Source organism: Streptomyces sp. NPDC059355, assembly GCF_042752335.1.
Taxonomy (GTDB): Bacteria; Actinomycetota; Actinomycetes; order Streptomycetales; family Streptomycetaceae; genus Streptomyces.
On sequence record NZ_JBHYXN010000002.1, the window covers coordinates 37,589 to 51,077 of the forward strand.

General features: G+C 71.2%; 11 protein-coding genes. 3 read left to right on the forward strand and 8 right to left on the reverse strand.

Going from position 1 to position 13,489, the window contains the following annotated elements; all coding sequences use genetic code 11:
• Nucleotides 1-148: 148 nt before the first annotated feature.
• Entirely contained in the window at nucleotides 149-418 is a 270-nt protein-coding gene (locus tag ACFXGI_RS02195) for a MerR family transcriptional regulator (protein ID WP_384701956.1), read from the reverse strand.
• 1,407 nt (nucleotides 419-1,825) lie between these two features.
• Between ACFXGI_RS02195 and ACFXGI_RS02200 the strand changes: the two genes are divergently transcribed.
• Complete coding sequence (locus tag ACFXGI_RS02200) at nucleotides 1,826-3,865, forward strand: protein kinase (protein WP_384701959.1); 2,040 nt, start codon at nucleotides 1,826-1,828, stop codon at nucleotides 3,863-3,865.
• Between the two features lie 876 nt (nucleotides 3,866-4,741).
• Here ACFXGI_RS02200 and ACFXGI_RS02205 read toward each other — a convergent pair.
• The 7 genes from ACFXGI_RS02205 to ACFXGI_RS02235 form a co-directional block, all read right to left on the reverse strand.
• On the reverse strand, nucleotides 4,742-5,020 hold the full coding sequence (locus tag ACFXGI_RS02205) for a hypothetical protein (protein ID WP_384701962.1): 279 nt from the start codon (nucleotides 5,018-5,020) through the stop codon (nucleotides 4,742-4,744).
• A gap of 531 nt (nucleotides 5,021-5,551) precedes the next feature.
• Nucleotides 5,552-6,799 carry an alpha/beta hydrolase family protein gene (locus ACFXGI_RS02210; RefSeq protein WP_384701965.1) on the reverse strand — a complete coding sequence of 416 codons (1,248 nt, stop codon included), beginning with the start codon at nucleotides 6,797-6,799 and terminating at the stop codon, nucleotides 5,552-5,554.
• Nucleotides 6,800-7,356: 557 nt separating this feature from the next.
• Nucleotides 7,357-7,569, reverse strand: a complete 213-nt coding sequence (locus ACFXGI_RS02215) for a hypothetical protein (RefSeq protein WP_384701968.1) — start codon at nucleotides 7,567-7,569, stop codon at nucleotides 7,357-7,359.
• Nucleotides 7,570-7,755: 186 nt separating this feature from the next.
• Complete coding sequence (locus tag ACFXGI_RS02220) at nucleotides 7,756-7,995, reverse strand: hypothetical protein (RefSeq protein ID WP_384701971.1); 240 nt, start codon at nucleotides 7,993-7,995, stop codon at nucleotides 7,756-7,758.
• Between the two features lie 657 nt (nucleotides 7,996-8,652).
• Complete coding sequence (locus tag ACFXGI_RS02225; RefSeq protein ID WP_384701974.1) at nucleotides 8,653-9,192, reverse strand: EF-hand domain-containing protein; 540 nt, start codon at nucleotides 9,190-9,192, stop codon at nucleotides 8,653-8,655.
• Nucleotides 9,193-9,731: 539 nt separating this feature from the next.
• Nucleotides 9,732-11,441, reverse strand: coding sequence for a SulP family inorganic anion transporter (locus tag ACFXGI_RS02230; protein ID WP_384701977.1), 1,710 nt, complete (start codon nucleotides 11,439-11,441; stop codon nucleotides 9,732-9,734).
• Between the two features lie 87 nt (nucleotides 11,442-11,528).
• Nucleotides 11,529-11,999 (reverse strand): pyridoxamine 5'-phosphate oxidase family protein, encoded by a 471-nt coding sequence (locus tag ACFXGI_RS02235; RefSeq protein WP_384701979.1) that lies wholly within the window; start codon nucleotides 11,997-11,999, stop codon nucleotides 11,529-11,531.
• 282 nt (nucleotides 12,000-12,281) lie between these two features.
• Between ACFXGI_RS02235 and ACFXGI_RS02240 the strand changes: the two genes are divergently transcribed.
• Nucleotides 12,282-12,746 (forward strand): Crp/Fnr family transcriptional regulator, encoded by a 465-nt coding sequence (locus tag ACFXGI_RS02240; RefSeq protein ID WP_384701982.1) that lies wholly within the window; start codon nucleotides 12,282-12,284, stop codon nucleotides 12,744-12,746.
• A gap of 27 nt (nucleotides 12,747-12,773) precedes the next feature.
• Nucleotides 12,774-13,412 (forward strand): CBS domain-containing protein, encoded by a 639-nt coding sequence (locus ACFXGI_RS02245; RefSeq protein ID WP_384701985.1) that lies wholly within the window; start codon nucleotides 12,774-12,776, stop codon nucleotides 13,410-13,412.
• Nucleotides 13,413-13,489 lie beyond the last annotated feature (77 nt).

The window sequence follows — 13,489 nt, forward strand, 5'->3', positions numbered from 1 at the left end:
GCGCCAAAGGCGTGGGCAATGGGAACTTCCGAACCACGACAGCTGACCCAGACGGTACACGCCCGCACACCCTGTCACCAGAGGAAACCCGGGCAGCATGCTCCCGCCGCCGGGTGCCAGAGCCCGCCGGCGGGCGCGAGGTCCGGTCTCAGGCCGCGTACGACGGGTCCGCCGCAGCGGCGGCGCGGCGGTACTCGGCGTTGACGCGCTGGGCTTCCTCGACCCGGTCTTCGAGGATGACGATGCGGCAGGCGGCCTCGATCCCGCTGCCCCGGCCCACGAGTTCCCGGGCGCGGGCGCGGGCGGCGAGGCGCAGCTGGTAGCGGGAGTAGCCGCGATGTCCACCGGCGGAGCGGAGCGGGGTGATCAGGCGGGCTTCGCCGAGAGCGCGAAGGAAGCTCGCCCGTGAGGCGGGCATCTCCCGCGCATCCCCCTACCGGACCTGGAGCCACCTCAGGGACGAGTCCGAGAAGGGAAGGGCACCCGCCTGGGCAGCCGGCCAACAGCCCGACCCACGCGAGGCCCGCGTCGCACGGCTGCATGACCTCAACCAGCGGATCACCGGCAAACTCGCCCGCACCCACACCGAGCTCACGCAGCTCAATGAGCGCCACCAACTCCTCCTGTCTGCCCTGGCCGCAAAAGACGGCGAGCTCCAGCGGCTCCGCAGTGAGCTCAACGCAGGACGGGAGAGCAGCGCGCACGCTGTCGTCCCCCTGCCTCGCCATCGACTGACTCGCCCGCTGCCGATCCGATCGAGGAATATGGGATGCAGAGCGCAACGATGCACAGCTACAACGGGACCCATGACGGTCTTCCACTGCTCCAAATGCGGCAACGCACTCACGCCGGACTTGACAGCGCTGCCCGCCGTTCCGACCGTCCCAGGCATCAACGTTGCCCGGCCCGAAGGAGCACGACAGGCCCCACCTACGGTTCCCCAGGGCTACTACGCAATCGAACCCGAGCCGTGGGGAGCACCGTTCGTCCCGCAGAAAGATCAAGACAACCCCGTACCCTCCCAGCCCCGCGGACTCCTCAGAGCCACTCCCGACGGCTTCGTCATCTCGGTCGGCGCCCGCAACACGATCGTTCTTCACCCCGACGATGCGTCCGTCCTGCAGCCTCTGCCTCGCTGGGAGAACAGCACTGGATGCTGCGGCCCGGACGGAACCGAAGGACCGAACCGGGCCTGTCCCTGCGGAGCCCGAATTGCCACGCTCGCCGCGGATTGCTCCGGGCCCTACGAACTACACCTCGACCCGGTCCGGACCTACGCATTCACCCAGCCAGGCGTGAACCGCTGACGTCGCAACTCCGGCACTCATACCGCTGCCCCTGCACCAGCGCGAAGCGACAAGTCACCGCGCATGCTGACCCGTCGATGCCCTTGGCACATCAATCACCCGCACGAGTGCATCTCACGGCAAGGGCTCCACACGGGACAACCGAGACGACGCGGTTCTCAGGGTCGACAGCCCTCATCTCCGTCCGCGTTCGCGGACCGAGACACCCCGAGAGGTGGACACACCCTCTGCCGGGTTGACCCAGAGGTCACAGAGCCAGTCCACCACCGCACCGGAGCGGACCCCAGGTGCCCTTCGAGGTGGAGCAGCTCGGATTCGGGCAGGTCGATGCGCCCGTCGATGCCGTACAGCGCGCCAGGGGCGTCGGGGTGCTCGGCGAAAGCCGTCGAAGGCCTCGGCGGTCGGCGCCGCACGTGGAGAACCTCGGTCGGGATTCCGCGAGGGCCTCGCTTGACTGGTGGACGGCGCGACGGGTAAGGAGAGGCTGTTCATCGCGCAAGGTGTGAAACGGGGGACGCATGAAGCCGCTCGAAACGGGGGATCCCACCTCGCTCGGCGAGGGCCGCTACCGGCTGGTGGGACGGCTCGGTCAGGGAGGCATGGGCGTGGTCTACCTGGGCCGCTCCCGGTCCGGCCGTGCGGTCGCCATCAAGGTCGTACGTCCCGAGCTGAGCACCGAGCCCGGGTTCAAGCGCAGGTTCGCCGACGAGGTCGCGGCGGCGCGGCGGGTCGGCGGCTTCCACACCGCTCCGGTGGTGGACGCGGACCCGGACGGGGAGCCGGCCTGGCTGGTCACGGCCTTCGTGCCCGGCCCCACCCTGCAAGCGGTACTCGCGCGCGTCGGATCGCTGCCCCTGGACACGCTCACCGTCCTTGCCGCCGGCCTGGCCGAGGCACTCGACGCGATCCACCGCGCGGGGGTGATCCACCGCGATCTGAAGCCCGCGAACATCATCGTCGCCGAGGACGGGCCGCGTGTCATCGATTTCGGCATCGCGCGCGCCCTGGACGGCACGTCACTGACACAGACCGGCATGCAGGTCGGCACACCGGGTTTCCTGGCGCCCGAGCAGCTCACCGGCGGCAGGGCGCTCACCCCCGCGGTCGACATGTTCGCTCTGGGGGTGGTGCTCACCCAGGCGGCGGGCGGCGCGCCCTTCGGCGACGGGCCGTCCGCGGCCAGGCACTACAAGGTGGTCCACGAAGAGCCGGACCTGACCGCGGTGCCCATTGAACTCCGCGAAGCCATCGGCGCCTGTCTGTCCAAGGACCCGGCGGCAAGGCCCACCCCGGCCGCCTTCCTCGGTACTCTCACCGTCCGCCACTCGGACGGTGACTCCTGGCTGCCGGAAGCGGCAACGCAGCTGCTCCCGGCCCCGGAGCCGATGGTGCTCCCCACCGCACCGGACAGCCCGTCGCAGACCCGGCAGGACACCCCGGAGGACGTCCCGGTACCGGACGCCGCCCCGCCCGTCGTCGCGGAGCCCCGTACAGAACGGTCGCGCACCGTGACGGGGCCCGCGGCGCAGCTCTCCCCCGCCCCCGCGCAGGTGCCGCCAGCGGTTGCGGGGAAGCCCCGGCGTCGCCGCGCGGCGGTGGCGGCGGTGCTCGTGACGTCTCTCGCGGCCGCCGGCCTGTTCGTGTGGCAGCCATGGAGCCACTCGACCAAGGACAGTTCCAAGCCCCGCGCCTCCTCGCCCACCGGATCCGCCCCGGCCCCTGCACCGTTCCCCGCCGATCCGCTGCTGATCCGGCAGGACACCGCCCCGGGCTGGCCCGGGACGTGCCACAGCGTCATCGCCCGCCGGGACGCCTCGGCGGAGAAGCCCGTGGAGCTCATCGCGGGCGGCGCAGGCGCATGTGACGTCCTGCCCCAGTGGTCCCCCGACCGCAGGTCGTTCGCATTCACCCGCAGCACGCCCGAGGGCACGGCCGTCTGGACCGCCAACGCCGACGGCTCGAACGCGCGCCGGATCGCCTCCATCGCCGGTGGCAGGGTGTCCTGGTCGCCGGACGGCAGCCAGCTCGCCGTGCTTCGCATGAAGGACGGCGTACAGCAGCTGTTCGTGGTCGGCGTCGCCGACGGCACGGCCCGCCAGCTCACCTCGGGCGGGAGCCCGGTCGAGGATCCCGCGTGGTCGCCGGACGGCAAGAGCATCGCGGTCTGCCTGCAGACAGATCCCGAGAACTGGCAGATCCACGTGGTCGATCCCGCCGCCCCGAACCGCGCCCCGCAGCAGGTCACCCGGCTGCCCCACGCGGCACAAGACCCGGTGTGGTCACCCGACGGCGCCACCTTCGCCTACACGGCGGGGACCTACGGCACGGGCACCCAGGGCGACATCCACCTCGTGGACTCCGACGGAAGCAACGATCGTGAACTGATCGCCACCAGCGCCCATGAGATGGACCCCGCCTGGTCCGTCGACGGTACGTGGGTGGCCTTCGTCCGCGGCCCATACGAGCGGCCCGTGATCTGGGCCGTGCGTGCGGACAAGACCGGCGAGCGCACGCTCACCACCGGTGCCTCCGCGGAGGGACATCCCGCCTGGCGCTGAGAGTGCAGGAAACCGGTCGGGTCGTCCGCAGGGGACGGGCGCCGACGGCGCGATCGGGACACGCGAGGCGAGCCGCTCACCCGTCCCGCTTGCCGCGTAGACCGGGCTTCCCGCCACTGGATCCAGCGCCCACGGAAGCAGCGGCGTGTGAGGTGGCCAGGCGCCCGGCCGGTCCCGCCCCCATCCCGGCGGGCATTCCAGCAGCGGCCTCCGTCCGTCAGTCGACTACGCCAACGGACCGAGAAGAGGGTCCGCGCCGGCGCGCGCGGTACCCACCCGGCCAGGCCGAGTGGCCCGACGGCGGCCCCGTCCGAACCCCGAAGGCGTCCGTGAGGTGAGCAGAGGCGTCAGGAGTCGGCCCCCGCGGAAGCTGTGATTGAAGCCTCGAACCCGGCTCACGCGCAGGAGGAGCGCGCCGGTGATCGAGCCGCCGGCCATGAGGGGGGCGATGCTGCCGTCGCTGCCGTATCAGGCGAACGCGACGAGCATGGTGGGCAGGGACACCAGCCGGGACAGGGTTCCGGCGAGTTGCTCCAGCTCAAGGAGGCGTACCTGAGACGATGACGTGGGACGACACGGTGGGATCCGCCGACTCCGCGGACGCCTCCGGCACCTGCAGACCCGCTCCGACAGCCCCAAGCGGGTTCACTGCTACTGGTACTCAGGACATCCTCATCGGTCCGGTCCAGAACGGCACCGACGGCATGATCCATCCGGTCGTGGCGGAGAGCCGGAAGATGACCGCCTCGGAGAAGCCATCCTGCTCCGAGAGTTCCCGCAGGGCCGGCGCGTTCGTCCAGAAGTCCTGAGCGACCGCCCGCGTATGCCCCGCGTCCCGCCCGGGACGGGAGCCGCTCCGAAGTCCCCGCCTCAGGCTCAGAGGATCGTGTTGACCGCGGCGGCCGTGGTGGGTCCGAAAGCGTCGGGGCAGGCCACGCCCAGCCGCTCGGCCACGTCCCTTGCGTGCAGGTCCACGGCGCTCTCGGCCAGCGTGGCCAGCGTGTCGACAGCCTCACGACCTTGTCGCCCGGCCACCGGGAGCAGTACCGCGGCCAGCACCGCCGCGGACCACCAGCCGGTGCCGACCGCGATCGCCGCGTACCCCCAGGCCCAGGCGGTCAGCCGGGCCGACGCCGCGAAACCCTCCCGAACCATCTGGATGTCGCCTCGCAGCTCGCCAGCGACCACGTGTGCGGCCGGACTTCGGCGAGGTCCACGCCGTAGCGGCGGCGTACGCGATCCGCGGCGCCTGTCATCCGCTGGGCCGGCCAGGTGGGCGAGGGCTGCGTCGGCACGGTCCCACCGCCAGGCCCGCCACCCGGTCAGGGCGGCGACGTACCACCAGGGGCGCTCGGCAAGCCGACACCGTTCGACGAACCGGCCCGCCGAGGCGGCAAGCAGTCCGGCGACGAGGCCCCTACGTACGCCCGCAGGTACGCGAGGTCGAGGGCGGGATCTGCCGGTCAGGTCAGGACAGGGCCCTGATCAGGGGCAGCGGGCAATCGGCTGCCACGTTGAGCGCGGCCGAGAGCCAGTTCTTGCGCTCCGCCTCGGGCAAGCCTGGAGGCAGCGGCAGGTCGACCTTTCCATCCGTGAGGGAACCGAGGCGGTTCGGATAGAGCTCGGCCCAGCCGTCCTGCTCCCTCAAGTGCCTGCGAGGGACCGCGGTGCTGTGGTCCCGGGTACTCAGGGGAGGAACGTCACTGCCGGGAAGGCTGGGGACGGCCCGTCGAGCAGCCGGCCCCGGTGGTGGCGCAGGTGCTCGTCGAAGAACGCGAGCGGGTACGCCTGCTGGATCCGCACCGCCTGGTCGGGATCGAGGGTGCCGATCACGTCTTGGAGCTGTTGCCCGCTCCATCCGTACAGCTTCGCCACCTGTGGGAACAGCGCCTCATTGTCGCCGTACGAGACGTGGACGGCGCCCTGGGCCTGAATGTTCAGCCGCCAGCCCCGCAGGTGCGACCAGAACGCGGCGGCCTCGGGATCCGTGGCCCGGGCGAACGCGGCGGACATCATCATGAACGGCCGGTGCAAGTCGCCGGCCAGCGGCGGATTCATCTGCATCGGGCCGTCGAGGCTCAGCCCGGCCCGGATGCGCTCGTCCGCGAGCATGGCGCAGGCGGTGGCCGTCCCGCCCTTCGACCAGCCGAACGCGCCCATCCGCCGCGGGTCCAGGGATCCCAGCAGCCCGGCCGGCAGCTCCCTGTGGTCGACGTCGGGATTGCACCCGGCGGCGAGCTGCTCGACGCAGTCGAGGACGAAGCGCAGGTCGGCGGCGAAGTCCCCGGGCAGCGTCGGTGCCGGCCGATCTCGGAGCGGGAGGGCGATCCGGCCGTCGGGAAACTCGGTATACGTGTCGTACTGGTGAGCCACCGTCACAACGGCGTATCCGTGGCTCGCGAGCTCTTGGACCATGACGGTGTGGTCGCTCTGGTGGCTGTGCGCGCCGTGCGAGAACACGACGACGGGCAGCCGTCGGCCCGTTCGCAGCACCGGAGCACCCACATGGCCCACGGTGAGTGGCCCCAGCGGGGCCAGTTCAGCGAACCCGACGTCGGCGAGGAACGCCTGAAATGCGCCGGCCGGCATCCAGGGCGCCACCGGGTACCGTTCGACGTCGCGGGCGGGATACCAGACGGTGGCCATCAGCTCGCGGAAGTGCCCCGGGCCCGCGAGGTCGTCCGGACGCGACCGGTCGACGAGATGCAGCTCGACCGTGCCCACCGGATGCGACCCGGTCGGCACGGGCAACGTGAGCCGCGCCGCGGCCGGGGCGCCGGGATCGGCCCAGGCAGGGCCGGCAGCGGCGGCAAGCGGCACGGCAGCCCCGGCAGCCAGCGCGGCTCCCAGCATGCCGCGGCGCGTCATGCCCTTCCGGCTGATGAACGGCGTGATGGTCATGCGCCCTCCCCTTAGTGACGGATCCTCAACCATGCCGCGCCGGATAGTCCGTGGGCACAAGGGAACGCTGTCACGTGCCCCTCCCGCGCAGCATCGGCCCACGGGATTACGCCCTGAGGCTGATGCAGTAGACGGAGCCGCCGGCGTGGCGGCAGCCCGCCGCCTGACGACGGCCGCGGCCAGCCGGCGAAGACGGCCCCGCGCTCGCAGAAACTGGGAGGTGTGCCACCGAATTCGCCTTCTGCCCGACACGAATCTTGGACCCCTCGTCCGGTCAGCCGCGGTGGAACAGGTCTGCGCCTCCTGACCGGTGCCTGCCGCTTGGCGCGGAACCTTCACCGCCGGGAACCTCCCGGCCCTCCTGGAGCCACTGCCACTCAAGGGCGTCGTAGATCGGCGAATCCGAAGCCCGCCCGCCGCCCGCCCTCACATCGGCGAAACCCCTCGGCGCTGAAACGATTCTCTGGTCCATAAGCAGCTCAACGACCCCACACCGGACGCCGTGGCGGGCCGTGACCCATCCGTCACTCGCGGACCCGCAAGGGAGGCGGCCGCCACGCCTCCCTTCTGGGCGCGGCACAGGCCGGGGCTCAGGATCCGAAGACGCGCAGCACACGCGGAGCGTTGGGCAGATCTTCGGGGACTGCGGCAGTACCGGTCAGGGGCATCAGGTGCCCGTCGGGACAGTCGGCGGGCTGCTGGTGGTCGATCTCCCAGTCCCGGCCGGCCCTGACCGCGAGAGAACTGGTGGCGTAGAGCGGCTGGCGGCAGGAGCGGCACCAGTAGAACGACCGGTCCTTCACACCACCACTCCCTTGCGCTGACTCGGCACACGGGCGGCGGCCGCGGGCGGCGAACCCCGACCGGGCAGGCGGATGCGGTACGGACGGCGGGAGCCCCGCCTGGAAGAGCGGAATCCATTATTCACGTCAGCTGAAACGATCCGCCAGCCTCCGCGTCACTCCTCCCAGATGAAGACTGACCGCTTGCTAGCGGAACACCCGGACGCGACTGGACCCGCGAAGTGAACTGCGGCCTCCGGGCACAATCGGGACCGTGTTGTTCGAGCGCGTGCCCGTCGTCGCGCGCAGCACGGTGTACAGGCGGGTGCGCAGGTGAACGAGGGCGTCGAAGTCTGCGATCTGCGTGAATCTGTTCAGCAGGCGGCCGATCAGGATGTCGTCTCCGGCTCCCACCGCCCGCACGATCGCCTCGACTGTCTCCCGCACCGCAGGAGACAGTCCCACAGGGCCCACTGCGTCACCACCGGAAGCTGCCCGGGCCGCTGCGGACGGCAGCGTCACCCCGTCACGCACGGAACGGTTTTCGACGAGCCTGCGCGCACGTTTCCGGCCATGGGTCCGCACTGTTTCATCATGGCTCGATCCTGCGCTCCGCCAAGGCCGGCCAAACTCAGGAACGCCGATCACAGACCAGCCGGGCGGCAGTCCGGGCCGGTACCCATGGCGTTCATCGAAGTGGCCTGAACTCGCGGCGGCTGCACCGCCGGCGGCTGGGGTATCGGTCCCGGGGCGTCGAAGGCTTCGAGGAGCAGACCTGGGAAGCCGACAGCACAATGGCGCAGGCCCTTCCGGCCCTGGGGTGCGGTGACGGCGACCACCCGCCGTCCAAGCGGCGGTCCCGTGCGGATGGCGGCAGCGCTGCAGCGCCGGCCACGGCTCTGGCGGCCAAGCGGATCCCGCCGCCGCTCTCGGCCCGGAAGCTTCAGGACCGTCTGCGGTGTGCAACCCGGATGCCTGCCACCCCGAGGTCCTGGCTGCCCAACGCCGCGAACGCTCCAAGGTCCGCAGCCGACGCCGGCCGCCGGGGACGGCCGCGGGTTCAAGTCTCCCGGTCAACCCCGGCGAACATGCGTGGACAACGCACTAGTCTGCGAATCGGCCGCACAGCCAGTTGCCCGGCTCGGCCGGATCGTCGCTGATCCAGAACTGGCGCCACAGCAGCGCGAACTCCTCGCGGCTGAGGTGCCCGTCCCCGTTGAGGTCGAGCAGCTCGAAGACCCCGTCCAGCGGCACCGGCCGCCCGTTCCACGTCTCCACGAGCCGACGGTGCTCGGCCGGGGAGATCACCCCGTCACCGTTCTCGTCCACCGCCTCGAAGACGGTTTCGGCAGTCGCCGTGACGGTCGCGACCATGGCGGGCAGTTCATCCACCAGCGCGAGCAGCTCGCCCATGTCCACCGCCCCGTCGCCGTTGATGTCCCCCCGTTCCGACAGAGCCGCCCACCACCCCATCAGCAGTGACTCCAGCCGTGCCCGCAGCTCCGTCTCGGCTGCAACCCGCGGCAGCTGCTCCCAGCGCGCGACGAGCGCCCGGAAATCCGCCTCGCGCAGGAATCCGTCCCCGTCCGCGTCGAATGCGGCGAACATCTCCTGGAGCTTCCGCTCCTGGAACTCACTGGCCACAGCAACCTCCCCCACATCCCGGAACGAGCCCTGCCAGCCCGTCATGCTAGGCCGCACCACCCCCCGGCCCCCACCGGCACATACGCCCGACCACTCACCCGTTCGGGCCATCCCGGCTGCCGGAACCGGCCACCGCCCCGTCCAGCAGCCCCGGTCTCCGCAGGTGTCGGTGATCTGCCGGGCCGGGCCGTCCACCCTGAAGGCCCGAGGACGCGCAGCAAGCCGGGCAGATCCCTCGGCCGGACCGAACCGGACGGAGGTGCCCTCTGGAACGGGCCGAGCTCGTCGGGCCGGTCCCGCTGGGGCGACCCATTCGACCCGGAGCGGCCGCCACGCCTCGGCACGGTCGCCCGTGCAACGCCCCGCCCAGCGGTATGGGCGGCCGCGGGAAGGATCCTGGATCCCTTCCTGCCCAGCGGATCGTGTCGAATGCACCGGTCCCGGCGGTTCCACTCGCCGGGGCGCGGTCGTACAGGGCCCGGCCGCCGGCGTCGAACCGGCCGCTCTTCGGTGCTCGGCTCCTCTGTCAGGAGACCTGCTCAGAGGGCTGGATCGTGGCCTCTGGCGCGTTGCCAGTTCCGGTAGGCGGCAACGGCCGTGGGGAGCGTGGGGAAGATGCGCTCCGGGCCGACAGCGGCTGTCAAGCCGTAGGCGTCGAGGGGACGGCGCAGGTCCTGCTTGACTCGGGCGAGCGCGAACACGATGTCCCGTTCGGTGAGTGCGGAGCGCAGGGCCTCGACGGCGTCGAGGGCGGTGATGTCGACCTCGACGTTGGCTTCGGTGTTGAGGACGAACCAGTGCACGGGCTCGTCCTGGGCCGCCACCGAGGCCAGTGCCCTGCGGCGGAAGTCCTCGGCGTTCGCGAAGAACAGCGGTGAGTCGTATCGGTAGATGAGGAGGCCGGGAATGGTGCGCGCGCTCGGATAGTCGTCGATGTCGTGCATGCCGGCCAGGCCCGGGACGATGCCCTCGACGGCGTCGTGGGGTCGGGCGACCCGCGTGAGGAGTTCGGCGACGGACAGCGCCACGGCGAGGAGCACGCCGTACAGGATCCCGAAGGCGAGGACACCGAGTCCGCAGCCGAGGGCGAGCAGGAACTCGCGCCGACGGAAGGCCACCAGCCTGCGGAACTCGCCCACCTCGATCAGGCGTACGGCGGCATAGACGACGATCGCGCCCAGGGCGGCTGACGGGGTGTGCGCCAGCAGCGGGCCCAGGAAGAGCAGGACGGCGGCCACGCAGACGGCGCCGACGAGGGAGTACGTCTGGGTGCGGGCGCCGGCGGAGTCGGCGAGGGCGGTGCGGCTGGCGCTGCTGCTGACGGGAAAGCCGTGCAGGACTCCGGCGCCGATGTTGGCCACGCCGAGCGCCAGCAGCTCGCGGTTGGCTGCCAAGGGGTGCGGATCGTCGTGGCGGGCGAAGGCTCGCGCGGTCAGGACGACGTCCGAGTACCCGACGAGGAGTACTCCGACGGCCGGCAGGACCAGGTCGGCGTAGTCCGACGGATCGGGCAGGGCGAAGCCGGGAAGGCCGGTCGGGACCGTTCCGATGACGTTGATGCCGTCATTCTCGTCGAGGGCGAAGCCCGCCACCACTGCCGTGGCGAGCGCCAGCACGACGAGGGGCCCGGGCAGCGGTCGCCACAGCAGGGGCAGGACGAACAGAAGGGCGAGGCATCCGGCGGCGAGCACGGCCGTGGGCCAGTGCACGTCACCGAGGTGGTGGAGGAAGGAGAGGAGCTGAGGGAAGAAGCCCGATCCGCTGCCTCTGCCGCTGGTCCCGGTCAGGCGGGGGAGCTGGTCCACGATCATGATCAGGGCGACCCCGGCCAGGTAGCCGACGAGGACCGGCCGGGAGAGGAGATCCGCGAGGAAGCCCAGCCTGACGGCCCATGCGACGAGGGAGAGCAGGCCGACCACGACGGCCAGGGCCGCCGAGAGCACCGCGTAGCGCGCGGGGTCGCCGGCCGCCAGCGGGCCCACGGCCACGGCGGTCATGAGGGCGGTGGTCGATTCCGGGCCGACGGACAGCAGGCGGGAGGACCCGCTGAGGGCGTAGAGGATCATGGCCGGGAGGGCGGCCCAGAGACCGACGACGGGCGGCAGTCCGGCAACCCCGGCGTAGGCCATGACCTGCGGTACGAGATAGGCGGCGACCGTGATGCCGGCCAGCACGTCCCCCCGGAGCCAGGCAGCCCGGTAGCCGTGGAATGCAGGCGGGACCGCCGTGGTCCAACCGCGCTTCGGCATGGCACCTCCGGAACTCCTGCGGGCGTGTGCCGCACCATCGTGACGTGCGGAGGGCGGCGTGGAGGTGAAGCGCGCGAACGGGCGCCGCTACGGGCCGCCCTCGCGCAAGCGGAAGCCGGTGACGAGGTCGGGTCGGATCCGGATCGCTCCCGATGCGCTGCCCAGGGCCCAGGGCTCCAGGAGGCGCACGTACCGCTCGATCTCGTCCGGGTCGGTGACAGCGGTGGCGTAGCCGGTGGCGACCACGCTCCAGCCCAGGTGTTCACCCGGATCGATGTCGTCGGCCTCGTAGGCGACGACCACGCCCGCACCCTGCTGGGTCGCGAGCAGCGCGGCCAACGTCGATCCGTCCTGGACGCGGACGATGATGTCGCCGGCATCGAGAACGTGGTTGACCGGGCGTACGGCGGGCAGTGCGTGACGGGTGAAGACGATGCGGCCCAGTTCGGCGGTGCCGAGCAGCTGCAGCGCCTCGTCGGCACCGAGCTCTTCCATCTGCCGTCCCGGCACACTGACGGCAGGCGAGCCGGTGGTCGCACCGGCCGGGTGGCTTTTCATCGTGGACGTCCTTCGTCGAGCGAAACGGGCCGCGATCCGGACGGACGGCGTGGTGAGGAGGGCGAACTCCCCCGGTCTCCCTGCCGTGCCCGTTCCCGTACGTCCCCCGCCCCTGCCGGTCCGACAGGGGTGGAGGCCGTGAACGGGCCGTCTGCTGCCAGGATCTCCGCGTACGCCGATCTCGGACATGGGCCGATCGGCCCCTGGAGGGGACCACAGGGCCCATGCCCGGGACCGGCGGTAGCGCCAAGACTGAAGACGGACTCGAACAGGAGGCCGTCCATGAGCACCCCTTCACCCACTCGTATCTCCGAGGCACTGCCCGCCGACTGCCGCTCCCGTCTGATGGAACTGGCCCACGAGGTCAACTTCGAGGAAGGGACGCATCTCTTCCGCGAGGGCGGCCGCGCCGACCGGTTCTGGATCGTCCGGTCCGGCACCGTGACCTTGGACGTCCACGTGCCCGGGCGGCGCGCCGCCGTCATCGAGAGCCTCGGCGCCGGCCAGCTGGTCGGCTGCTCGTGGCTCTTCAAGCCGTACTCCTGGCGTATGGGCGCCGAGGCGATGACGCCCGTCCGTGCGTACGAGTTCGACGCGGAGCGCGTACGCACGCTGATGGAAACCGACGCCGCCTTCGGCTCCGCCCTGGGCCACTGGGTCGGGCAGGTCCTCGCCAACCGGTTGCAGGCCGCCCGTGTGCGTCTCCTCGACCTGTTCGCGCCCTACGGGAGCGGCAGCTTCCTCTGATCGTCCGTACGCCGAAGGAGACCGGTCATGCCCGCATCCCGCTTCACCGTCAGTGACGTCATGACGCACACGGCCGTCGCCATCGGCCGGGAGGCGTCCTACAAGGAGATCGTCGAGCTGATGCACCAGTGGAAGGTCAGCGCGGTCCCCGTCCTGGAAGGCGAGGGCCGCGTCGTCGGCGTGGTCTCCGAGGCGGACCTGCTGCCGAAGGAGGAGTTCCGGTGTACGGATCCCACCCTGCCCGAGCAGCTGGAAGACGCTTCGAAGGCCGGCGCGGTGCTGGCCGAGGAGCTCATGTCGAGCCCGGCGATCACCGTGCACCCCGACGCGCCCGTCGCCGAAGCCGCCCGAATCATGGCCCGCAAGCACGTCAAGCGCCTGCCCGTCGTGAACGCGCTCGGAATGCTGGAGGGTGTGGTCAGCCGCAGCGACCTCCTGAAGGTGTTCCTGCGGCCCGACGAGGAGCTCGAGGAGGAGATGCGCCGGAACGTGCTCACCGAACTGGCACCCGGTGTGGACGTGGACTTCTCGGTACAGGAAGGCGTCGTCACTCTGCGCGGCCCGCTGCGGGACCGGGCGCTGGTCCCCCTGCTCGCCCGGGCCATCCGCGCGGTCGAGGGTGTCGTGGACGTCCGGATGGAGCTGGAAACCACCATCGCTGCTTAGCGTGCCTTCTCGTCGGCCACGGGGTGCATCGTGCGCCGTACTGAGAGAATTCTGTTGGAATCGCAGAGACCGGACCG